Genomic DNA, 22,336 nt, shown 5'->3' with positions numbered 1-22,336 from the left:
CAATGGGAGCCCTTTCAGATACTTAGAGCTTGTCGATCATGTAGTGAATGGCGTTCTCGATCTCTTCGTCACTACAGGCTGCGCAGGTGCCCCGTGGTGGCATCATGCCGGCCTTGCCGGTGAAGCCTTCGATGGCATGCTTGCGCAAGGTATCGAAGCCCTGGGCGATGCGCGGTTCCCAGGCCGCCTTGTCTCCCCGTTTCGGGGCGCCGGCGGCACCGGTGTCGTGGCAGGCAAAACAGGCTGCCTTGAACACGGTCTCGCCATCCCGTGGACCGGACGATGCGGCGGCAGGGGCTGCGGCGGCCGTCGCGATCCCCTCCAGATCCTTGGCGGTATAGACCTGGCCGACCGGGGCGATGCGCTCGGCGATGGCTTCCGGTGACATCTCATCGGCGGCAAACACGGTGCCGGACAGGGTGGCGGCCGCCATCCCGGCAGCCAGCAAATAGCTCAGTTTTTTCAACACGCTCATGTACTCCCAGCAGGCTCTTATTATCCCTAGAAAACGACGGGATTATAACCGAATAGTTACAGGCATTTAAACGCTTGTGTGTGAAGTGTTAAGCAATCTGCGAACAAAGTTTCGGCGACGGGAGAGAGGAAGATCTGGTGGCCCCAAAAAGAAACCCGGTATGCACCGAGTTTCATGAGTCAGTCAAGGCGGGGGCCTATGTGCCCGGAACTTGTCAGTCCCAGCTCAGGATCACCTTGCCGGACTGGCCGGAGCGCATGGCGTCGAAGCCCTGCTGGAAGTCGTCGACCTTGAAGCGGTGGGTGATGATGGGGGAGAGGTCCAGCCCGGACTGGATGAGGCTTGCCATCTTGTACCAGGTCTCGAACATCTCGCGGCCGTAGATCCCCTTGATGAACAGTCCCTTGAAGATCACCTTGCCCCAGTCGATGGCCATGGTGGAGGGGGGAATGCCGAGCATGGCAATTTTGCCGCCGTGGTTCATCTTGTCGATCATGTCCTGGAAGGCGCTGGGTACGCCGGACATCTCCAGCCCCACGTCGAAGCCCTCGGTCATGCCGAGCTCGGCCATGACGTCGGAGAGCTTCTCCTTGCTCACGTTGACGGCGCGGGTGGCACCCATCTTGCGGGCCAGCTCGAGACGGTACTCGTTAACGTCGGTGATCACCACGTGGCGGGCGCCCACATGACGGCAGACCGCGGCGGCCATGATGCCGATGGGGCCGGCGCCGGTGATGAGCACGTCCTCACCCACCAGATCGAAGGAGAGGGCGGTGTGCACGGCGTTGCCGAACGGATCGAAGATGGCGGCCAGCTCGTCGGGGATGTTGTCCGGCAGCTTGAAGGCGTTGAAGGCCGGGATCACCAGGTACTCGGCAAACGACCCCGGGCGGTTGACGCCCACGCCAATGGTGTTGCGGCACAGGTGGGTGCGGCCGGCGCGGCAGTTGCGGCAGTGGCCGCAGGTGATATGGCCTTCACCCGACACGCGATCCCCCACGGCGAAGCCGCGCACTTCCTGACCGACGGCTACCACTTCCCCCACATATTCGTGGCCGACGACCATGGGTACCGGGATGGTCTTCTGGGACCATTCGTCCCAGTTGTAGATGTGGATGTCGGTGCCGCAGATGGCGGTCTTGCGGATCTTGATCAGCAGATCGTTGTGGCCGAGCTCGGGAGCCGGCACGTCTGTCATCCAGATGCCGACTTCGGATTTGAGTTTGGAGAGTGCTTTCATGACAGAGTCCTCACGGCGCTGTGCCGGGTACAGAGGGTAATAAAAGGGGCCCAACCTTGGCCCCTGTTTCAATCAATCATCCGGGTTCAGATCACGCCCAGTTCGCGGCCGATGCGGATGAAGGCATCGATCGCCTTGTCCAGCTGCTCCCGGGTGTGGGCGGCGGACATCTGGGTGCGGATGCGTGCCTGGCCCTTGGGCACCACGGGGAAGGAGAAGCCCACCACGTAGATGCCGGCGTCCAGCATGCGGCTCGCCATCTCGGCGGCCAGCTTGGCATCCCCCAGCATGACCGGGATGATGGCGTGATCGGCACCGGCCAGGGTGAAGCCCGCAGCGCTCATCCGCTCGCGGAAATAGGCGCTGTTCTCTTTCAGGCGGGCGCGCAGGTCGTGGCCGTCGGCCAGCATGTCGATCACCTTGATGGTGGCCGCGACGATGGAGGGGGCCAGGGAGTTGGAGAAGAGGTAGGGACGGGAGCGCTGACGCAGCCAGTCGATCACCTCTTTCTTGCCGGAGGTGTAGCCGCCAGAGGCGCCGCCCAGGGCCTTGCCCAGGGTGCCGGTGATGATGTCGACCCGATCCATGACGCCACAGTATTCGTGGGTGCCTCGACCGTTCTCGCCGATGAAGCCGACGGCGTGGGAGTCATCCACCATGACCAGGGCGTCGTATTTGTCCGCCAGATCGCAGATGGATTTGAGGTCGGCGATGACGCCGTCCATGGAGAAGACGCCGTCGGTGGCGATCAGCTTGAAGCGGGCGCCATCGGCATCGGCCTGCTTGAGCTGGGCTTCCAGCTCGGCCATGTCGTTGTTGGCGTAGCGGTAGCGTTTGGCTTTGCACAACCGCACGCCATCGATGATGGAGGCGTGGTTGAGCGCGTCGGAGATGATGGCGTCTTCCGCACCGAACAGGGTCTCGAACAGACCGCCGTTGGCATCGAAGCAGGAAGAGTAGAGGATGCTGTCCTCGGTGCCGAGGAAGGCAGACAGCTTCTGCTCCAGCGCCTTGTGCTGATCCTGGGTGCCGCAGATGAAACGCACCGAGGCCATACCGAAGCCGTGGCTGTCGAGGCCCTGATGGGCGGCGGCAATGAGATCGGGGTGGTTGGCCAGCCCCAGATAGTTGTTGGCACAGAAGTTCAGTACCTGCTCGCCGCCCACCGCAATCTGGGCCTGCTGGGCCGAGGTGATGATGCGTTCCTGCTTGTATAGCCCTTCCGCCTTGACCTGTTCGAGCTGCTCGGTCAGGTGACGATAGAATCCGTTAGACATCCTCGGTCCTCATTGCTGTATCGACTGGGTAATCAGGATCTCGGGCCGTGCAACCGCACGGGCCGGCGTCGTCACGGTCGCGACGAAACGCCGACAGACCCTAGAATGGGCAACATTTTACTGTAATCCCTGCGCATAAATTCAAATTTTTATGCTGGTATTAAACAATTGTGAAACAGATCTCACCCGGCTGGTTGGGCCAGTTGGTGGTAATGCTGCTCCAGCTGGTGGATCTGCGTGGCCACCTGAGGCTGCACATAGGGGCGCAGCAGGAACAGCACCCGCAAGACTCCCTGATAAAGCAATGGCTTGGTGATGCGGGTGTGGGGAGCCTGGGCGATCTGGAAGGGGATCCAGCAGGTGACGACCATCTTGATGGTCTGGCCCAGATCCGGCAGGTCTTCGTCACTGACAGCGAGTATGCCCCCCTCGCGCAGGCTCCTGAGCAGCGCCTCCACGGTGGCACGCAGCTGCTCCTGGGCTTTGAGGTATTTCTGTTGCAACGGTTCGTCGCGACTCAAAATGTCCGGCAGATTCGCGTAAAAGAAGCGGAATTGCCACATCAGGTAGAAGATGGCATCCAGATAACCCATCAGGTCTTCCAGATTGATCTCCTGTCTGCGCGCGGGGGCAAAGCTCTCGCTCAGGTGGCGGGCATATTGATCGAAGATGGAGTGGATGATGTCTTCTTTGTTGCGAAAGTGATAGTAGAGGTTGCCCGGGCTGATGCCGAGGTGCGCGGCAATGTGGTTGGTGGTGATGTTGCGTTCACCCTGGTCGTTGAACAGCTCGATGGCGCTGTGGATGATCCTGTCTCTGGTCTTCATCGCTGATCCCTCTGCCGGGCCCCGGGGGGAAAGTCATCGAGGTCGAATCCCTCTGCGGCCCGTGATAAACTTTTCGGCAATTTCAAATTGGCCCACTATACACAGCTTTAACAGGCAGTCACACGGGGCCACAACGTACGCGAGGCAAACTCCATGATCGTAGTAACTGGCGGTGCTGGCTTTATCGGCAGCAATCTGGTCAAGCAGCTGAACGCTCAAGGACGGACCGATATCGTGGTCATCGATGACCTGACCGACGGCACCAAGTTCGTCAACCTGGTCGATCTCACCATCGCCGATTACATGGACAAGGATGAGTTCCAGGCGCGCATCGTCTCCGGTGACGAATTCGAGGAGTGGGATGGCGGTATCGAGGTTATCTTCCACGAGGGTGCCTGCTCCGCGACCACGGAGTGGAACGGCAAGTTCATCATGGAGGTCAACTACGAGTACTCCAAGGATCTGTTCCACTACTGCATCGAACGCGAGATCCCGTTCATCTACGCCTCCTCCGCCGCGACTTATGGCGGTCGCAACGACAACTTCATCGAAGATCCCAAGTTCGAGCAGCCCCTCAACGTCTACGGCTACTCCAAGCAGTTGTTCGATCAGTACGTGCGCCGCTGGATGCCGGAGATCAACTCCCAGGTCGTGGGCCTGAAGTATTTCAACGTCTACGGTCCGCGCGAGCAGCACAAGGGCTCCATGGCGTCCGTGGCCTTCCACCTCAACACCCAGGTGAAGCAGGGGGACAACCCCAAGCTGTTCGAGGGCTGTGACGGCTTCCCGGACGGCGGCCAGATGCGCGATTTCATCTATGTGGACGACGTCTGCAAGGTGAACCTCTGGTTCTGGCAGAACCCGCAGCACTCCGGCATCTTCAACTGCGGTACCGGCCGTGCCGAGCCGTTCCAGAACGTGGCGGAAGCCGTGATCAGGCATCACCAGAAAGGCGCCATCGAATACATCCCCTTCCCGGATCACCTCAAGGGCCGCTACCAGAGCTTCACCCAGGCTGACCTCACCAAGTTGCGCGGCGTCGGTTATGACGGCGAGTTCAAGACAGTGGCCGAAGGCGTGGCCGATTACATGGCTTGGTTGAATCGGGTCTGATCTGATTTCTTCAGTGACAAGGGCTACTCCAATATCGGGTAGCCCTTGTATTCTTTCTTACGCCTTAAATAATGTGATTTCTAGTATGAAGAAAAAAGTGCTGTTCTTAATGGAAACATTGGAGGGCGGGGGAGCCGAAAAAGTACTGGTCAACATACTCAATCATCTCGATGAAGCGAAATATGAAATAACATTATTGCTGCTGCGATATGAAGGGGTGTATCTATCGACATTGCCTCATTATATTCATGTGAAATATTTGTTAGGACCTGAGCCGACAGGTTTTCTGCGCCGCGGTATCATCTATTCTCTGAAAAAGAGATGGTATTCCCTGGTCTTGGCCAAGCCCTGGTTGGCGAATAGTCTGCTTGCCGATCATTACGATGTCGGCGTTGCTTTCCTGGAGGGCGATGCAAGCCTGTTGTTGTCCTATCTCAATGGCCCCCGGAAGAAAATAGCCTGGGTGCATATCGATCTCGAGCGACACCAGACCTTGCCCAGGGATATGGAGAAGGTGATGTATGGGAAGATAGATGCAGTTGTCTGCGTGTCGGAAGGTGTCAAACAATCTGTGTTGAATCTCCATCCTTCTCTCGAGAGTAAGGTCTCGGTTATTTACAATCCTGTTGATACAAAATACGTCGCCACCCAAGGGCATGAATGTATCAAAGTTGGCCATGGATTGAATGTACTGGCAATTGGCAGATTGCTGAACTCGCAGAAGGCGTTTGATCTTTTGCTGGCGGCTCATCACCAGAATATTACTTCCGGGATGAACTACCATCTGACCATCCTTGGCGAAGGTTCGGATCGTGCAGTATTGGAGAAATATATCCACGAACACCAACTGGGTGACTACACCAGTTTGTTGGGCTTTCAGGACAATCCTTACCCCTATATAGCGGGTTGCGATATATTCGTGATGTCTTCCCGTTATGAGGGATATCCGGTCGTACTGGTAGAGGCCATGACCCTTGGCAAGGCCATTGTCTCGACGGCTTGTACCGGCCCCAAAGAGGCACTGAATGACGGAGAGTTTGGCTGTCTGGTGCCCGTTGACGATGCTCCTGCGCTGGCGGAGGCAATCAAGACACTTCTGGAAGATGAGGAGTGCCGCGCACGCTATGCCAGCCTGTCCAAACATCGCGCCGACATTTTCCGCTTTGAACGCAGCATCATGGACATCGAGCATCTGCTGGATAGCTAAACCCCTGAGTTGCTCCATCCTGAGCAGGCACAGCTACCGGGGAAGGATATGGTACAGTGGCAGCGTGGATGAGCAACCTTGGTCGTGACTTGGATACCTATGAATATACTGATGGCTCTCTCCCAGCTCGAAGTGACGGGCGCTGAGGTCTATGCCACGACGGTTGGCAATGAGCTGACCCGACGTGGTCACAACGTCTTCTATGTCTCGGATACCCTGACCAAGCCCACCCAAGGGCCTGTGTTCAAGCTGCGTTTCAACAAGCGCAGCATCCTGCGCCGTTTCTGGCACGTGTTTTACCTCGTCTACCTGATCAAGAAGCATCATATCCAGTTGGTGCATGCCCACTCGCGTGCCTCCGGCTGGAGCAGCTATGTGGCCTGCAAGCTGACCGGCACCCCCATGATCACCACGGTGCACGGTCGTCAGCCGGTGCATGCCTCCCGCAAGGCATTTCATGCGCTGGGCTACCGGGCGGTGGCGGTGTGCGAGGACATTGCCAGCCAGATCATCGACAACCTGGGGGTGGATCCCGCCATCGTCCAGGTGCTGCGCAACGGCATCGAGACCGACAAGTTCCAGCCCGTGCCGGCCCCGGACAACGACAAGCCGGTGATTGCCATCATCGGTCGGCTGAGCGGCCCCAAGGGGGAGCTCTGCTACCGGTTGCTGGATGAGGTGCTGGATCTGGATGCCTGCCGGGTGCGGGTCGTCAGCGGTACCCGGGTGCCGGAGCGGTTCGCCCGGTTCCAGGACAAGGTCGACTTTGTGGGCTATGTGGACGATGTGCCCGCCCTGCTGGCAGGTTGCGATCTGGTTGTGGGCGCCGGTCGGGTGGCGATGGAGGCTCTGCTGTGTGGTCGTCCGGCGTTTGCCATCGGTGAGGCCAAGGCGATCGGGCTGGTGGACGAATCGAATCTGGATGAGGCGCTCGCCAGCAACTTCGGTGACATCGGCCCCTGGGATCTGGCCATCGATTTTGCCGAGCTGAAGGTGCAGATTCCTTCGGCACTGGCCAGCAAGGTGGTGCCAGACCCTGTGCGCCAGCGTGTTTTGCAGGAGTATGACCTGCAAGGTGTGGTCACCGGGCTGGAGTCCATCTATCAGGATGCCGTGGTCGAGACTCTGCGCCGGGAGATGCCGGTCATCATGTACCACCGCTTCATCGAGCATGACAGCGAGAAGGGGGTGCATGGCACCTGGTTGCCCATCACCATGTTCGAAAAGCACCTGCGCTTAATGAAGTGGCTCGGCTATGAGACGCTGACATTCGCAGATATAGCGGGCAAGGGGTTTATCCATCGGCTGCAATACGGCAAGAAGTACCTGATGATCACCGTGGACGACGGCTATCGGGACAACCTGACCCGCATGTTGCCGCTGCTGGAAAAATATGGTTACAAGGCGGTGGTCTACGTGGTGACCGGCGAGGATCACAACCGCTGGGACGTGGAGCATCCGACCCACCCTGACACACCGGTGACCCTGATGAAACCGGAGGAAATCAAGGCGATCGTGGCCTCCGGGCACGTGGAAATCGGGGGACATACCCTGACCCACCCCCGTCTGAGCCAGCTGACGCCTGAGCAACAGGATCACGAGATCCGGGCAAACAAGGCGTGGCTGGAGCAGTTGCTGGGCCACCCGCTGCTCTCCTTTGCCTACCCTTACGGGGATCTGAACGACAGCGCAAAAGCCCAGGCCTGCGACGCCGGTTATCGCTATGCTGTGGCCACCAACAGCGGCCCCAGAGCCATGCATCAGGACCCGCTTCAGATCCGCCGGATCGCCATCTTCCCCCGTACCGACGTGTTCGGCCTGTGGCGCAAGATCCGTGGCAACTATGTCTTCAGGAAATAAGAGTTGATGTTTATTAAGCCTCTTGAGTTACTCGATAGAACAACGACGACAGTTTACGCACTGACTATCATGTTCGCCTTCTGCGGGCTATTCCTGGTTCCTTTTGGTCAAAGTATTTTTTCCAACCTGCTCGTCGTCACTGGTGTTTTTGGTCTGCTGAATTATTTCGTCGGGGGAAAGAGAGAAGTATTCTTTACTGATCGTCGCCTGATCTGGGTTTTCCTATTTTACGCTGCAGTTATTTTTATAAATAGAGTTATCCATGGTGACCAGTATGGTGTCATGCGAAACCTGCTATATGTGGCTGTTTTTTCTCTGGTGATGCCACGCAAGAAAATACTTTTAATACTAGGTTGTCTTGCCATTCTGGCGGGGGGGGCTGGACTGGGTGTATTGAGTGCCTGGCAACATGAGAACGGTATCGCCAGAGTAGAGGGGTTCACCAATGCCATTTTGTTCTCACAGGCTGCACTGACATTAGCCATTCTGAACTGGTGTCTGTTTACCAAGGCGAAGCAATATCCGTGGGTGAGAATCTGCGCCTTGATCGCCGTGGCATCTTCCCTGCTTGCACTCTATCTCTCACAAAGCCGAGGGGTGTGGCTGGCACTGGGTGTCATCATTATTTATGTGGTGCTTTATAAAGCGATTTTCAAACCATGGAAGTATAGTGCTATTGCCCTGTTGTTCGTGATAGGTATTGGGTGTATTTATCATACAAATACTATTGTACAAAACAGGATTACTTCCGCAGTATCGGATATCAATGAAATTGAGAGTGGTTCATACTACTCTTCGTGGGGACTGAGGGTGGTTGCCTGGAAGAGTGCCTGGCTGGGGTTTTTAGATTCACCCCTTATTGGAGTGGGCTCAGATGGGTTTAGAGCTGTCAAGGAGCAGCAAGTATCGCAAGGCTTGGTCTCACCATTAGTGCTGGATACTGCCTTGGCCCATGCCCATAACCAGTATATGCAGAGCCTGATTATCCGGGGAATGATGGGGCTGTTGGCCCTCATGGCCTTCATTTTCTATCCCATGAAAATTTTCATCGAAAAAAAGGGATGGGGATCGCCATATTCGATTATTCCACTTTCCTTTGCCATCAGCGCATTGAGCGATGTGCCTTTTGAACAGCAGAATACTCTATATCTTTATGTGTTGAGTCTGGTTTTTTGCTGGTGTGCGATAGAAATTAAATGTAAGAATGACGAGAAAATATCATGACCCCAGTATTCGTGATTAGTCTGGCAAGAAGCCATGATCGGCGAGACTTTATTGAAAAACATATGCGTAGTCGTTCCATTGACTTTTCATTTTTCGATGCCGTCGATGGGAGAAACCTCTCAGAGAAAGAGTTGGAACGAGTGAATTTTCCTGCGGCCAAGCAATTTTGTGGTCATGACCTGAGCCTGGGCGAAGTCGGCTGTGCCATGAGCCACATTAGAATATATGAGATGATGGTCGCCAAAAATATTGAGCGCTGCATAGTTCTAGAGGACGATATTTACCTGCATGGGAGTTTTCAAGCCATAGCAAAAAGGGCAATTGCTACCTGCCAGTCGGATATCATTTTCCTGCATCATGGCAAGGTGAAGTCTTGGCCATGGATGAAAAAAATGCCGGAAGGTTATCGTCTTGCCAAATACATTTACCCTAGTCGACATTCCAAGCGCGGAATTATATCGACAGCCGGGTATATCTTGACCCTGTCTGGGGCCAAAAAGTTGCTGAGCAAGGCATATCCTGTCCGGATGCCCTCAGATTATCTGACGGGACGCTTGCAATTCAATGGTCTGACGGCATCCGGGATCGAGCCATGCTGCATGGATGTCGGCCTGTTTGATACCACGATTGACGATCGTAATTATGGTCATCATACCGACAGCAAAGGGGTGTGATGGTGATCGGCTATCTGCAACTGTTGCGTGATCGGGTGCGCAGAGCGCTGGGTATACTCTTGTTTGACAAGAAGATTCCCCTCGGCATGCAAGGGGATGTCAACCACGTGCTGGTCGTCCGCTGGGATGCCAAATTGGGAGACTCGTTTATCTCTTCATTTTTCTTCAGGGAGATAAAAAAGCTGCCGGGGAGCAAGAGGGTGACCGTGATCACGACCCCTGCGTTGGCCAGCCTGTATCGGGATTGTTTCGGCGTTGATGAAGTCATCGAGATCAACAAGAGGCCCAGCTACCGTGCCATCGGCGAGATGGCGTCAACCATTGATCATGTCGATCTGGTGATACATCTCACCGAGGGGATGAAGATGAAAGATCTTTATCTCCTGCACAAGCTCTCGCCGACCAATGTTGCCTCCCTTGATGACAGTATCGGACGCGTCAATGTGAAACTCTCCAGGGCGACGGCGGGCATGCTGTTCCAGGATAAATATCGCCATCTGTTGTCTCTGCTGGGGGCTGGCGATATAGATCCCCAGTACATCATCCCTGTAGCAAGGAGGGGGAATGTGACCTCTGCCTGCGAGGATCTTGTTCTCCTCAATCCCTTCGGCAGCACCCAGTACAAGTCGTTCTCCCACGCCAAGGTGGTTGCGTTATTGAACACGCTGGGGAATGAATTCTCGGATTGCCGCTTCGGGCTTCTGTCCTCACCCGCCACTTATGACGCGGCAGCGTCCATGGTCGGCGCCTGTACAGCCAGCAATGTCATGCTGCTGGAGGGTGTGAAAACCATTGATGATGCGATCTATTGTGTTCAGCAGTCCAGGGCCGTACTGTCGGTGGACACCGCCATAGTGCATATCGCCGTCGGATTGGAGAAGCCGCTGGTGGCGGTCTACCCACGTCATGGTGAGGTGTTCAATCAGTGGCTACCGACCAGCACGCCGAAGGTCCGGATCCTCTTCAGCGATTCCCCGGGCCTGAATGCCGACATGAACAACGTCGATAATCGGACCGTCTGTGAGGCGCTATCTAGTCTGTTGGCTGCGACTGAGCAAGCAGAGTCTCCAGCCGCTGAATAACCAGCTCCGGCGTAATTGCGCGGAACAGGGCTTCATCGAAGGCGTCTTTCTCCTGGGGCGGGAGTCGATAGTCTGTCCCCTTGGCATCGAAGATATCGATGGCCTGATAACGGGGGTGGTTTACCGGGTTGGCGATGATCTTGTCGCCACCCGGTGCCACTATGGTCAGCAGCGGCAGATCGATGGCCTGTGCCATGTGCCGCGGGCCGGTGTCGTTGCCGACGAAGAGCTGGCAATGGGCGAAGAGCCCCACCAGCTCGCGCACCGAGCGGGTCTTGATCTGGTCAAACACGCTGGCGTGCAGCGCCTCAGGCAGTAACGGTCTGAGGCCCCGATTGTATTCCTCTTCCCCCGGCCCGCAGTAGATCAGGATCTGGGCGTTGTGCTGTTCGATCAGCCACTGGGCGACCTCGGCGAAGCAGTCAATGGGCCAGCGCTTGTAGTGGCCCAGCGAGTTGACCCCCATGGCGATGAGCGGGCGGCTCAGGTCGACGCCGGCGGCCAGCAGGGTCTCGCGCCCCCGCTGTCTCTCCTCGTCGCTGAGCCAGAGATAGTAGTTGCGATCCTCCCTGGCGAGGCCGAGGGGCTTGAGCAGGGAGAATCTGTCGTCCACCAGGGTGCTGTTGCCCCGATGCTCGGTGTCGTGTCGGAAGCGCACGATGCGATTGTGGCCGAGTCGCCAGGGGAAGGAGTCGAATCCGAGCCGCAGACCGGCCCCGGAGAGCAGGCAGGTCAGCAGGCCTATCATCTGGCCCTGGCTGTTGATCACCACGTCGTAGTGCTCGCGGCGGATCCCCAACAGCAAATCCTTCATATAGCGCCACTCGTTGCGGCGCGCCTTCTCGATGATGATCAGCTTGTCGATGTTGGGGTTACCCTCCGCCATCCCCGCACAGTAATCCATGACCAGATAATGAACCTCCCCGGCAGGATCGTGCTGCTTGAGGTTGTTGCACAGGGCGGTGGAGATCAGCACGTCCCCTATCTGTTTGGTTTGTACTACCAGGTATTTCATGGAGAAGGCCTCATGTGAGGTCATGGTTGAACGACAGCGAAACAGCATATCGCACTCGACCGTCAGATGCTGCCGCGACGGCGTGAAAATCCGATCCTTGGCACTGTGCTGACCCGATTTTTTTATCGCTGCTGGATTATTCGCCGCTCAAGGCGGGTCAGCGCGGTGAAATGCAGAAGGCACGACCCAGGGTCGTGCCTTTGCTTGGCAAGATGTCGGTGTGATCAGCGCACGATGAGGCCGAGCAGGATCCCCACAACGCCGAAGTCGGCATCGCTGAAGGTAGTGTTGGCAAAGCCGAGATCCCCCAGCACTGGTAACAGGAACACCGGCAGGAAGGTGATCAGCAGGCCGTTGGCGAAGGCCCCCAGCATGGCACCGCGACGGCCGCCGGTGGCGTTGCCGAATACTCCGGCCGCCGCGCCGACGAAGAAGTGCGGCACGACGCCCGGAATGATGACGGTGAGCCCCAGCAGATAGAGCAGCACCATGCCCACCAGACCGGCGGCAAAGCTCGACAGGAAGCCGATCAGCACCGCATTGGGGGCGTAGGGGAAGACGATGGGGCAGTCCAGCGCCGGTTTGGCGTTGGGCACCAGCTTGTCGGAGATCCCCTTGAAGGCCGGCACGATTTCGGCGATGACCATCCGTACCCCCTGCAGGATCACATAGACCCCGGCGGCGAAGGTGATGGACTGCATCAGAGAGAACATGAACCAGTGCTTGCCCTTGGCGACACTGGCGACAAATTCGGGGCCAGCGAAAGCTGAGGTGATAAGGAAGATGATGCCCATGGTGAAGGAGATGGCCACCGGGGTGTCACGCAGGAACAGCAGGCTCTTGGGCACCTGCACCTCCTCGCTGCTGTGGGCCTTGTTGCCGAACCTGGCGCCGATCCAGCCGGCCAGCACGTAGGAGCAGGTGGAGAAGTGGCCGAGCGCCACGTCATCCGAGCCGGTGATCTGCTTCATGTAGGGGTGGGCGAGGGCCGGGAACAGCACCATGGTCACGCCGACCACCAGGCTACCCACCGCGATCAATGGGATGCCGCTCATGCCGCCGGCGGAGAGGATGGCCGCCACCATCATCGACATGAACAGGGTGTGGTGACCGGTCAGGAAGATGAACTTCCACGGGGTGAGCCGGGCGATCAGGATGTTCACCAGCATGGCGAAGAACATGATCATCGCCATCTCCTTGCCGAACGACTGCTGGGCGATGGAGACGATGGCCTCGTTGTTGGGCACCACCCCCTTGATGCCGAAGGCGTGCTGGAAGATGGTGGCGAAGTCGCCCAGCGAGTTCACCACCAGGGTGGCGCCGGCCCCCAGAATGACGAAGCCCATGATGGTCTTGACCGTGCCCTTGATGCACTCGGTCACCGGTTTCTTCTGGGCGATCAGGCCGATGAGGGCGATCAGGCCGACCAGCACGGCCGGCTCCGACAGCACGTCAAACATCAGAAAATTGAAAAATTCCATGGTCAGCTCCAAGCAGATGGAAGCGGCGGCTCACCGGCCGCCCAGACAGTTGCAAAGGGGTTAGAGTGCGCCCAGCTCGCGCAGGGCGATGGCGAGTTTTTCTTTCATGGCGGCCTTGTCGACCATGTTGTCCAGCGAGACCAGCCGGCCGTCGACCCCCATGCTGACCAGCTGTTCGGCGATGTCGCGGGTGGCGACAAAGATCTCGGCGCTCTCGCTGCCGGCGGAGGCGAGATCCCGGTGATCCACCTCGGCCGTCACGGCCAGCTCCTTGAGAATGCTCTTGATGCTCATCTCCATCATCAGGCTGGTGCCCAGGCCGTGTCCGCATACAACCAGAATCTTCATTTTCTCTTCCTCTGTCGGGCGCAGGGCGCCACTCAATAACGCGCCAGGATGCGCAGGATGTCGTCTTTGCTGGTGGCCGCGATGATGGCCGCCACGTCTTCTTCATTCATGAACAGCTCGGCCAGCTGGGCGATGGTCTCCACGTGGGAGTCACTGTCGCTGGCAGCCAAGGTGATCAGCAGCCGGACCGGGTCGTTGCCCTCGGAGCCGAAGTTGACCCCCTCCTTCAGCACTGTCAGCGCCAGTCCCAGCCGGTTGACGCCGTCTTCCGGGCGGGCGTGGGGCATGGCCAGGCCCGGGCCCAGTACGTAGTAGGGGCCGAGCTCCTCGTGGGAGCGATAGAGCGCCGCCACATAGGAGGGCTCTATGGTGCCGTTGGCCAGAAGGGGGGCGGTGGCCAGCTCGATGGCGTGACGCCAGTCGCGGGCGCCCGCTTCGATGGAAATGACCTCCTCGGTCAGCAATTGGGTCAGCATGGCAGTGTCCGGGCTGGATAGGATGGCGCCAATCTAGCGATCTCCCTCGCCCGGAACCGTGATCATGATCTCGAAAGTTAGCGCTACCAGATAGCGCTAACATCGTTCTGTGATAGCGCTAACAATTGTGCCGCGCACGGGGTCCGTTTTGCCCCTTCTCGCTGCCGAAGGAGGTAAAATGCGGTTGGAGCAAATAGTCAGTATCCCGCTTTTGCCTTAAAGTGAATGCCCGTATGCCGAGGAAGGGAAAGGATGTCAGAAGCGAAGAAGCGCCGTAGCACGGGTCGGGTGACCCTTAACGATGTGGCCCAGCTGGCGGGCGTGGGGGCCATGACGGTGTCGCGTGCCCTGCGCACCCCGGAGCTGGTGTCGGACAAGATGCGCGAGCGCATCGAGGCGGCGGTGGATGAACTCGGCTACATCCCGAACCGGGCGGCGGGGGCGCTGGCGTCCGCCACCTCCCAGACCATAGTGGTCATCGTCCCCAGCCTGGCGGAGCGTGCCTGTGGCGACATGATCGCCGGCCTGCAGCAGACCCTGCTCGCCGAGGGCTACCAGATTATGCTGGGGGATGCCCAGCACCTGAAACAGCAGGAAGAGAGCTTGCTCAGCAACTTCCTGCAGCACAACCCGGCCGCCGTGGTGCTGTTTGGCGGCGATCCCGGGGAGGTCATCCGGCAACGCCTGCAGGCGGCCCGACTGCCGGTGGTGGAGGTGGGGGCCATGGCGCGCAATCCCATCGACATGAATGTCGGGGTCTCCAACTTCGATGCCGGTTATCAGCTGACCCGCCACCTCATCGAGCGTGGCTATCGCAATATCGGTTTCCTCTGCGCCCGCCAGGAGCAGTGGATGCTGCAACAGCGCATGCAGGGCTGGCAGAAGGCACTGCTCGACAACTACCTCTCCCCCGACGCCATCATCAACACGTCCGAGCTGCCGAGTTTCAGCACGGGGGCGGCCATGCTGGGGGAGTTCCTGCTGCGCTGGCCCGAGCTGGATGCCCTGGTCTGCGTCAACGACGAGCTGGCCGCTGGCGTGTTGTTCGAGTGCCAGCGCCGCCACCTGAGTGTACCGGGCAAACTCGCCATCGCCGGTTTCGACGATCTGGATGTGGCGCGTGCCTGCTACCCGGCGCTCACTTCGGTCAGGATCCCCTATCACCAGATGGGCCGGGAGGCGGCGGAGCTGATCCTGCGTCAGCTGGCGGGGGAGGCGGTGGCGGGCATGACCCTGGCCCTGGATTTTCAACTGCAACGGCGTCAAAGCACCTGACGGGCGATGGCACAACTGCGAGAGGCCGGCAGGTTCAAGGCACTCTTACTGGAAAGCCAAGATGGCAAGACAGTACTGACCCTGACCCTGACCCTGGCCCGGCTGGCGCGGGATCTGCCGGCTGGCTTCTTCACCCTGGCGGCGACCGGGATCGGGCTGAGACAGGTGGCTGGCCGGACCTTAATTAATCGCCGACTAGCGCCACTGGCGGGCCCCATTTTTCTGGATAGACTTTGAAGGCCGGTGCACTATCCAAGGAGAATGAGCATGGGTAAGCAGACACCGGATTTCGAGCTCGACGACGAGTGGGAGCCGGAATCCTGGGAAGACGAGCTGGAGGAGTTCGACGACGAGAGCTGGCTGGACGATGACCCTCTCGACGATCAATGACTCCCTGTAACGCCTGCGGGCGGGCCTTGTGCCCGCCCGATTTATTTGGCGGCCGGGGACGTCGCCCTTGGTGGGAAGGCGTCGGGCTGGTTAGAATGAATCTCTCAAATGGCGCTGTGCTTGGCGGTGACCCGTCGGGCCGGCGGCTGGATACACACGCAAACGACGATCAAGGATGATTATGCGCTCACTCGTCATCATGTTCTGTGTCGCCCTGCTCGGGGGCTGCGTTTCCAACTCGGACGATCCCTGCGAGAAGGTGTGGAGTGACGTCGGCGAGGCCGACGGCAAGCTCGGTTTTGCCGGCGACAGGGTGGCATTCCATCAGACCCAGTGCGCAGACAAGGTGGACGTCGCCCTGTGGGAGCAGGGACGACAGAAGGGACTGGCCTGGTATTGCCGGCCCGAGCACCTCTATCTGGCCGGGCGGTCGGGAGAGGAGTATCGCGGCGTCTGCCCCAACGACGTCCAGGCCCGTCGCCTGGTCGAACAGGGCCGCCACGGCTGGACCGATCAATAGGGCTCGGCCCGCCCTGCCTTTCCCCTCAGCTCCTGCAGAAACGGGGGCCTACTCCTCCTTGTTTTTCAGCCGCAGCGGCTGACACAGGTAGTCCTTGTCGTTGGCGCTGCGGGCACACTTGCCGCACACAAACTTGGGCTTGCGCAAGATTTTGCGCAGCGCCTTGAGATCGGCCGGGATCTCGTGGCGGCGCCATTCACACAGCGTCTTGTGACCCATGGCGTTATGTCCTCGACTGTGAATGTAAGGGGAGTGAGTTACTGGTACAGGTACTTGGTGAAAATGAGCTCGCGCACCGCCTTCTTGCCGGTCTCCTTGACCAGCAGTTCGTTGACTCTGGCCTCACACTCCTTGCGCAGCTCTTCCCGGCTCACCAGGGACTTGATCTGGGCGCCTGTCTTGCTGCCAATCAGGCGGATGATGGCGTCGCGGATCAGGGGGTCGTGCTGTTCCAACAGCGCGAGATCGGCGGCGTTTTCGGCCATCAGCTCCACCGTCACCCGCACGTAGCCCAGGGTTTTGCCATCGCCAAGGTAGTTGGTGATGATGTCCGGATCCAGCGCATGATAAGCAAAGCCCGGCTGGACGGCGGAGGAGGCAGCGTCGGTGGCTGCCTCTTCGTTGGCGAAGGCCTGCGTTTGCAGCAGGGTACAACCCAGGGATAACACCAGCAGAATTCTGAAGATCTTCATCTAGATGGCTCGGCAGCGATGGATGCCCCATTTTTGATGCTGTCATCGGGGCCGTCAAGCACGGATGTTCTTACAATTCGCCATTGATTTACGGATAATAAACCGGATTTTAACCTGACAACGGAAATCTCCGGATGGTGAAGCTGTGAAGTCCGAGTTGACTGTTCCCCTCATCCAGCTCGTCCCATGGCGGGCTCCCGCAGAGTGCGAACTCCCCGAGGCCTTGCGCCCCTGGTTGCTGGAGACCGATTCCATGACCCGGCGCCTGCGCCGTTACAATCGCCACCTCTCGGTGCAACTGCTCGGCAATCGCAGCGTGTCGCTGGCAGAGGACGAGCAGGCGCTGGTGGCGGTGCAAGATCCCGTTGGGATGTGCCGCGAGGTCATACTGCACGGGGACGGCGGGCCCGCCATCCTGGGCTGGACCCTGTTTGCCGAGGCGGCACTGCAGGGCGGCGGTCTGCAAGATCTGGGGGAGCAACCGCTGGGAGAGCGCATCTTCGGTGATCTGCCCGCGCGGCGCGATCACCTGCAACTGGCCTGTTTCGAGATCGCGAGCAATCCCTGGTGCCCGGCCGGCACCGTCTGGGGGCGCCGTTCCCGCCTCTATCTGGGGCAGTGGCCCTTGCTGGTCCACGAACTCTTCCTGCCCTCGCTATCGTCCAACGGGTTGCCATCGAATAAGGAGCTGGTGTGAAGCTGTTAACCAAGGAGCGGGGACTGGCCTATGCGCAGTTGGCCCGCATCGACAAGCCCATCGGCACGCTGCTGCTGCTGTGGCCGACCCTCTGGGCACTCTGTCTGGCCGCCGGCGGCCTGCCTGACCCCTGGATCCTGACCGTGTTCGTGATCGGCGTCTTCCTGATGCGCTCGGCGGGCTGCGTCATCAATGACTATGCGGATCGCAACTTTGACGGTCATGTGAAACGCACCGCCGGGCGGCCGCTGCCCATGGGCCGGGTCGCGGAGCGCGAGGTACTGATCCTGTTCGCCGTGCTGGCGCTCGTCTCGTTCGCCCTGGTGCTGACCCTGAACCCGCTCACCATCGGCCTGTCGTTTGCCGGTCTGCTGCTGGCGGTCTGCTACCCCTTCATGAAGCGCTTCATCCCCATTCCGCAGCTGGTGCTCGGGATGGCGTTCTCCTGGTCCATTCCCATGGCCTATGCGGCCCAGGCCAATGCCCTGCCGCCTGTGGCCTGGCTGCTGTTTCTCGCGAACCTGCTGTGGACCATCGCCTACGACACCGAGTACGCCATGGTGGACAGGGACGACGACCTCAAGCTCGGCCTCAAGTCGAGCGCCATCCTGTTCGGCCGCCACGACAAGCGGATCATCGGGGGGCTGCAGCTCGCGACCCTGCTGATCCTGCTGGGAGTGGGCCAGCTGATGGGGTTGGGCTCCGGTTACTACTGGGGTCTACTGGGGGCGGCGGCGCTGTTCGTCTATCAGCAGCGGCTCATTCGGGAGCGGCAGCGGGAGGCCTGCTTCCAGGCCTTCCTCAACAACAACTACGTGGGGGCCCTGGTGCTGCTCGGGGTGATCGTTCACTACCTGCAGGGCTAGCCCCACGAGATAAAAAAAGGCCGCATGATGCGGCCTTTTTCTTTTCCGGTTGCTCCTCAGAGCCGGTTCCCCGCCTGTATGGTGCGGCGGATCTTGGTGCTGAGCAGCGGCACTATGTTGTCCGCCAGCGCCTGGAAGCGGCCCAGATCCGGCTTGCAGCCCGGGTCCAGATAGCCTTCGCTGCGCAGGGTGTGGATCAGGGTGCTGAACAGCTTGGGGTCGAAGAACTCGGGGGCATTGATGCCGTGCAGGGTACCGAGGCGCTCCGCCATCATCAGACCGTCCGCCTCCAGCTGCTCCGCCTCGATGTGGGGCTGGGCCAGCATGCGGGTCAGCACGATGGCGTAGCGCTGCAGGGTCTCCTGGATGCTCTCGGCCAGCAGCAGCAGGCGTGTCTGATTGACCGGGTTGACCCAGAAGCCGCCGTCGCGCGCCTCGATGAGTTGCTGGCGCTGCAGTTCGGCCAGCAGGGCGTCGACCAGTTCCGGCAGCTCGTCTTCCTGGTAGCGCAGGAACAGCTCGGTCTTGAGCAGGGGGTAGATGTCGACACAGCGGGCGACGATTTCGTTGCGGGAGATCCCCTCGCACCGCTCGATCAGCGCCGCCACCAGGGAGGGCATGGCGAACAGGTGGAGGATGTTGTTGCGGTAGTAGGTCAGCAGGATTGCCTGGTAGCGGTCCAGGCTGATGATCTGGCCCAGCTTGTCCTCGCTCACCTCGAACTTGTTGAGCTCCATCGCCTGATCCAGCAGGGTCTTGGCATCCTCGGCCGGCATGGTGCTGTGCGGGCTGTAGGGCACCTGCTTGAGCAGGTCCAGATAGGTGTTGAGCTGGGCCTGCAGTTCGTCGCGGGTCAGAGCGTGGCGCTCGGCGGCCAGCAGCGCCAGGGCGCTCAGGGTCAGGCCGTTGACGGCGGCGGCATCGTTGATGCGGGTCATCATCAGCTCGGCCAGCTGGTTGACGGTGGGCGCCATCCACTCGGGGCGCTCCTCCTTGCCGATGTGGGCCTTCCACTCCGGCACCCGCTCGTTGAGGTAGCCGTTGATGGTCAGCGGCTCGCCGAAGTTGACGAAGCCGCGGCCGTAGTTGCGCAGCTTGCGCAGGATGCCGAGCACCTGCAGGAAGCTCTCTTTTTCCTTGCGGCTGCCCTTGAGCTCGTTGTGGTAGGTGTTCACCTCCATCACGTGCTCGTAGCCGAGGTAGACGGGGACCAGGGTCACCGGGCGGTCTAGCCCGCGCATCATGGCCTGCAGCGTCATGGCCAGCATGCCGGTCTTGGGGGGCAGCAGGCGGCCGGTGCGCGAGCGGCCGCCCTCGGTGAAGAACTCCACCGAGTAGCCCTTGGCAAACAGCAGGTTGAGGTATTCACGGAACACCGTGCTGTAGAGCGGGTTGCCCTTGAAGGTGCGGCGGATGAAGAAGGCACCGCCGTGGCGGAAGATGGGACCCGCCGGCCAGAAGTTGAGGTTGATACCTGCCGCGATGTGGGGTGGCACCATGCCCTGGTGGTAGATGACGTAGGAGAGCAGCAGGTAATCCATGTGGCTGCGATGGCAGGGCACGTAGACGATCTCGTGCCCCTCCTGGGCCAGCTGGCGCACCTGCTCGGCACCGTTGACCGACAGGCCGCGGTAGAGCTTGTTCCACAGCCAGCCGAGGAAGCTTTCGCCGAGACGGATCAGCCGGTAGGAGAAGTTGGAGGCGATCTCGTCCATGTAGCCGTGGGCGCGCTTCTGCGCCTTCTCCAGGCTGATCCCCTCGCGTCTGGCCTCTTCCTCGATGGCCTGCTGGATCACGCCGGAGTCCAGCAACTGCTTGAACAGCAGGTTGCGGTTCGGCAGTTTCGGTCCGGTGGCGGCCAGCTGCTGGCGGCTGAAGTGGGTGCGGGCGACCCGGGCCAGCTTGTGGGCGATGGCCTCGTCGGTGCCGTGCTTGTCCGCCATGTAGCGCAGGGAGAGGGGCGGGGAGAAGCGCACCAGGTTTTCACGCCCCTTGAGGATCACGATCAGCGCCTTCTTCAGGCGGTTCGGCGCCAGGCTGCTGATGATGTTCCAGCCGGAGGCCTCTTCGCCCTCCCGGCCCGGGGCGCGGCCCCAGAACAGGGTGACGGGGACCACCTGGATATCCAGCGCCGGATCCTGCTTGTGCAGATCCAGCAGCTGGTGGAACTCCTGCAGGAAGGGCAGGGGCTTGTTGCGCGTACCGAACAGGGGAGGCGGACGATCCAGACAGACGTAGCGCGGCAGCAGCTGACCGTTCAGCTCCAGCGGCGTGAAGGGGCCGGGCAGGCCGAGATCCTCGCAGCACTGCTGCAGGGTCATCAGGTCGGTGATCGAGCTGGTCTTCAGGGCATAGACGATGGGTCTGGCCGGATCCAGCTTGAGCTCGGTGATGGGGTTTTCCGGCAGGCTCTTGTGATTGACCAAGCCGCTGACCGGCCATTGCAGTATGGCTCTGGAAATCTTCTGTCCAAGGGACATGTGCGTCTGCTCTCCAAAAAAATGCGGCGTGAGCATAGCAAATCACCGGCGGCTTGTCGCCGAGAGGTACGATGAGTCCCGAGACGGGATCGAGGACACCCTTTTGGCTGCAATGGGGGACAAATGTCAGCAACGCCTTGCCTTGGCCACAGCACTGTATATACTGCCAGTGTGCTGTATAAAAAGACAGGTGCCCATGCTATGAAACCCCTTACCCCTCGCCAGGCCGAAGTCCTGGAGCTGATCAAGGCGAACATGAACGAGACCGGCATGCCGCCGACTCGCGCCGAGATCGCCCAGAAGCTTGGCTTCAAGTCGGCCAACGCGGCCGAGGAACATCTGAAGGCCCTGGCCAAAAAGGGGGTCATCGAGATCATGCCGGGAACCTCTCGCGGCATCCGCCTGCTGCTCGAAGAGGAGGAGGCGCAGCCGGAAGAGAGCGGCCTGCCGCTCATCGGCAAGGTGGCGGCCGGTGAGCCCATCCTGGCGCAGGAGCACATCGAGAGCCACTACCAGGTGGATCCTGCCCTGTTCCATCCGCGGGCAGACTTCCTGCTGCGGGTGCAGGGCATGAGCATGAAGAACATCGGCATCATGGACGGGGATCTGCTGGCGGTTCACAAGACCCAGGAGGTGCGCAACGGCCAGGTGGTGGTGGCGCGGCTCGACGAGGACGTCACCGTCAAGCGCTTCCAGCGCAAGGGCAGCCAGGTATGGCTGCTGCCGGAGAACGAGGAGCTCTCCCCCATCGAGGTGGATCTCGCCAGCCAGCACCTCACCATCGAAGGGTTGGCGGTCGGCGTCATCCGCAACGCCGACTGGATGTAAGCATCCGGCACGGTGAGGGGCCTCCTGCGGGAGGCCCCGTCATTTGGACACTCCTCCCCGGGCGCCAGTCTGTTCCCCCTTTCGTCGCTCCCACCGCCCTCCCCGCTGCAAACAGTCCCGCCACAGACAGTGCATTTCGGATATATCCTTTGATAAGGCTCGCACTGTCATGGCCGGGTTTCCCCCATGACGACGCGTGTGCCGCACCGGCCGGTTGGGCGGATGTGCAGGGATGCATCACCGTCGGGACGGTGCGGGAAGAAGGGAGAGTCGTCTGCAATGGCACGAC

General features: G+C 59.8%; 24 protein-coding genes. 13 read left to right on the top strand and 11 right to left on the bottom strand.

Features of this window, described 5'->3' with window-relative positions:
- Window positions 1-22 precede the first annotated feature (22 nt).
- The 4 genes from I6L45_RS05940 to I6L45_RS05925 form a co-directional block, all read right to left on the bottom strand.
- Window positions 23-475, bottom strand: a complete 453-nt coding sequence (locus I6L45_RS05940; protein ID WP_043763622.1) for a cytochrome c5 family protein — start codon at window positions 473-475, stop codon at window positions 23-25.
- Between the two features lie 214 nt (window positions 476-689).
- The gene (gene tdh / locus I6L45_RS05935; RefSeq protein ID WP_043763620.1) at window positions 690-1,715 is read right to left on the bottom strand and encodes an L-threonine 3-dehydrogenase; all 1,026 of its coding nucleotides are present in this window, start codon (window positions 1,713-1,715) and stop codon (window positions 690-692) included.
- An 86-nt stretch (window positions 1,716-1,801) separates the two neighbouring features.
- Entirely contained in the window at window positions 1,802-2,992 is a 1,191-nt protein-coding gene (locus tag I6L45_RS05930) for a glycine C-acetyltransferase (protein ID WP_216983689.1), read from the bottom strand.
- 182 nt (window positions 2,993-3,174) lie between these two features.
- Window positions 3,175-3,819, bottom strand: a complete 645-nt coding sequence (locus I6L45_RS05925; RefSeq protein WP_210549821.1) for a TetR/AcrR family transcriptional regulator — start codon at window positions 3,817-3,819, stop codon at window positions 3,175-3,177.
- A 153-nt stretch (window positions 3,820-3,972) separates the two neighbouring features.
- Here I6L45_RS05925 and rfaD point away from each other — a divergent pair, with 153 nt between their 5' ends.
- From rfaD to I6L45_RS05895, 6 genes are all read left to right on the top strand, one after another.
- Window positions 3,973-4,932 (top strand): ADP-glyceromanno-heptose 6-epimerase, encoded by a 960-nt coding sequence (gene rfaD, locus I6L45_RS05920; RefSeq protein ID WP_216983688.1) that lies wholly within the window; start codon window positions 3,973-3,975, stop codon window positions 4,930-4,932.
- Between the two features lie 85 nt (window positions 4,933-5,017).
- The gene (locus tag I6L45_RS05915; protein WP_216983687.1) at window positions 5,018-6,139 is read left to right on the top strand and encodes a glycosyltransferase; all 1,122 of its coding nucleotides are present in this window, start codon (window positions 5,018-5,020) and stop codon (window positions 6,137-6,139) included.
- A 99-nt stretch (window positions 6,140-6,238) separates the two neighbouring features.
- A complete protein-coding gene (locus I6L45_RS05910) occupies window positions 6,239-7,999 on the top strand; it encodes a polysaccharide deacetylase family protein (protein WP_216983686.1) in 1,761 nt (586 codons plus the stop codon).
- 3 nt (window positions 8,000-8,002) lie between these two features.
- Window positions 8,003-9,223, top strand: a complete 1,221-nt coding sequence (locus tag I6L45_RS05905) for an O-antigen ligase (protein ID WP_216983685.1) — start codon at window positions 8,003-8,005, stop codon at window positions 9,221-9,223.
- Complete coding sequence (locus I6L45_RS05900; RefSeq protein ID WP_216983684.1) at window positions 9,220-9,897, top strand: glycosyltransferase family 25 protein; 678 nt, start codon at window positions 9,220-9,222, stop codon at window positions 9,895-9,897. Before I6L45_RS05905 ends, I6L45_RS05900 begins: the two co-directional genes overlap by 4 nt.
- Window positions 9,897-10,979: a glycosyltransferase family 9 protein gene (locus tag I6L45_RS05895; protein WP_254204374.1), complete on the top strand. Its 1,083-nt coding sequence runs from the start codon at window positions 9,897-9,899 to the stop codon at window positions 10,977-10,979. The genes I6L45_RS05900 and I6L45_RS05895 overlap by 1 nt, the downstream gene beginning before the upstream one ends.
- Here I6L45_RS05895 and I6L45_RS05890 read toward each other — a convergent pair.
- From I6L45_RS05890 to I6L45_RS05875, 4 genes are all read right to left on the bottom strand, one after another.
- Window positions 10,930-11,994: a glycosyltransferase family 9 protein gene (locus I6L45_RS05890; RefSeq protein ID WP_216983683.1), complete on the bottom strand. Its 1,065-nt coding sequence runs from the start codon at window positions 11,992-11,994 to the stop codon at window positions 10,930-10,932. The genes I6L45_RS05895 and I6L45_RS05890 overlap by 50 nt on opposite strands.
- A gap of 224 nt (window positions 11,995-12,218) precedes the next feature.
- Window positions 12,219-13,475 (bottom strand): PTS ascorbate transporter subunit IIC, encoded by a 1,257-nt coding sequence (locus tag I6L45_RS05885; RefSeq protein ID WP_216983682.1) that lies wholly within the window; start codon window positions 13,473-13,475, stop codon window positions 12,219-12,221.
- Window positions 13,476-13,535: 60 nt separating this feature from the next.
- The gene (locus tag I6L45_RS05880) at window positions 13,536-13,823 is read right to left on the bottom strand and encodes a PTS sugar transporter subunit IIB (protein ID WP_016349013.1); all 288 of its coding nucleotides are present in this window, start codon (window positions 13,821-13,823) and stop codon (window positions 13,536-13,538) included.
- A 32-nt stretch (window positions 13,824-13,855) separates the two neighbouring features.
- The gene (locus tag I6L45_RS05875; protein ID WP_216983681.1) at window positions 13,856-14,299 is read right to left on the bottom strand and encodes a PTS sugar transporter subunit IIA; all 444 of its coding nucleotides are present in this window, start codon (window positions 14,297-14,299) and stop codon (window positions 13,856-13,858) included.
- A 252-nt stretch (window positions 14,300-14,551) separates the two neighbouring features.
- Between I6L45_RS05875 and I6L45_RS05870 the strand changes: the two genes are divergently transcribed.
- From I6L45_RS05870 to I6L45_RS05860, 4 genes are all read left to right on the top strand, one after another.
- Window positions 14,552-15,574 (top strand): LacI family DNA-binding transcriptional regulator, encoded by a 1,023-nt coding sequence (locus tag I6L45_RS05870; RefSeq protein WP_216983680.1) that lies wholly within the window; start codon window positions 14,552-14,554, stop codon window positions 15,572-15,574.
- A gap of 6 nt (window positions 15,575-15,580) precedes the next feature.
- On the top strand, window positions 15,581-15,811 hold the full coding sequence (locus I6L45_RS05865; protein ID WP_216983679.1) for a hypothetical protein: 231 nt from the start codon (window positions 15,581-15,583) through the stop codon (window positions 15,809-15,811).
- Between the two features lie 30 nt (window positions 15,812-15,841).
- Window positions 15,842-15,964 carry a hypothetical protein gene (locus tag I6L45_RS20125; protein ID WP_081843877.1) on the top strand — a complete coding sequence of 41 codons (123 nt, stop codon included), beginning with the start codon at window positions 15,842-15,844 and terminating at the stop codon, window positions 15,962-15,964.
- Window positions 15,965-16,145: 181 nt separating this feature from the next.
- A complete protein-coding gene (locus tag I6L45_RS05860) occupies window positions 16,146-16,484 on the top strand; it encodes a DUF2799 domain-containing protein (RefSeq protein WP_167576870.1) in 339 nt (112 codons plus the stop codon).
- Between the two features lie 48 nt (window positions 16,485-16,532).
- On the opposite strand, the gene I6L45_RS05855 is transcribed toward I6L45_RS05860, so the two are convergent.
- A complete protein-coding gene (locus tag I6L45_RS05855) occupies window positions 16,533-16,703 on the bottom strand; it encodes a hypothetical protein (RefSeq protein ID WP_081843875.1) in 171 nt (56 codons plus the stop codon).
- A 38-nt stretch (window positions 16,704-16,741) separates the two neighbouring features.
- Entirely contained in the window at window positions 16,742-17,176 is a 435-nt protein-coding gene (locus I6L45_RS05850) for a flagellar basal body-associated protein FliL (RefSeq protein WP_043763586.1), read from the bottom strand.
- 145 nt (window positions 17,177-17,321) lie between these two features.
- On the opposite strand from I6L45_RS05850, the gene I6L45_RS05845 reads away from it, so the two are divergent.
- Both I6L45_RS05845 and ubiA read left to right on the top strand, forming a co-directional pair.
- On the top strand, window positions 17,322-17,873 hold the full coding sequence (locus I6L45_RS05845; RefSeq protein ID WP_216983678.1) for a chorismate lyase: 552 nt from the start codon (window positions 17,322-17,324) through the stop codon (window positions 17,871-17,873).
- Window positions 17,870-18,739, top strand: coding sequence for a 4-hydroxybenzoate octaprenyltransferase (gene ubiA / locus I6L45_RS05840; protein WP_216983677.1), 870 nt, complete (start codon window positions 17,870-17,872; stop codon window positions 18,737-18,739). Before I6L45_RS05845 ends, ubiA begins: the two co-directional genes overlap by 4 nt.
- A 56-nt stretch (window positions 18,740-18,795) precedes the next feature.
- Here the strand turns inward: ubiA and plsB are convergent, their stop codons facing one another.
- On the bottom strand, window positions 18,796-21,219 hold the full coding sequence (gene plsB / locus I6L45_RS05835) for a glycerol-3-phosphate 1-O-acyltransferase PlsB (protein WP_216983676.1): 2,424 nt from the start codon (window positions 21,217-21,219) through the stop codon (window positions 18,796-18,798).
- 201 nt (window positions 21,220-21,420) lie between these two features.
- Here plsB and lexA point away from each other — a divergent pair, with 201 nt between their 5' ends.
- Complete coding sequence (lexA, locus tag I6L45_RS05830) at window positions 21,421-22,047, top strand: transcriptional repressor LexA (RefSeq protein ID WP_043763572.1); 627 nt, start codon at window positions 21,421-21,423, stop codon at window positions 22,045-22,047.
- Window positions 22,048-22,336: the final 289 nt, after the last annotated feature.

The organism is Aeromonas sp. FDAARGOS 1415 (genome assembly GCF_019048365.1).
GTDB classification, from domain to species: Bacteria; Pseudomonadota; Gammaproteobacteria; order Enterobacterales; family Aeromonadaceae; genus Aeromonas; species Aeromonas taiwanensis.
This window is presented reverse-complemented; position numbering and strand designations above follow the sequence as displayed.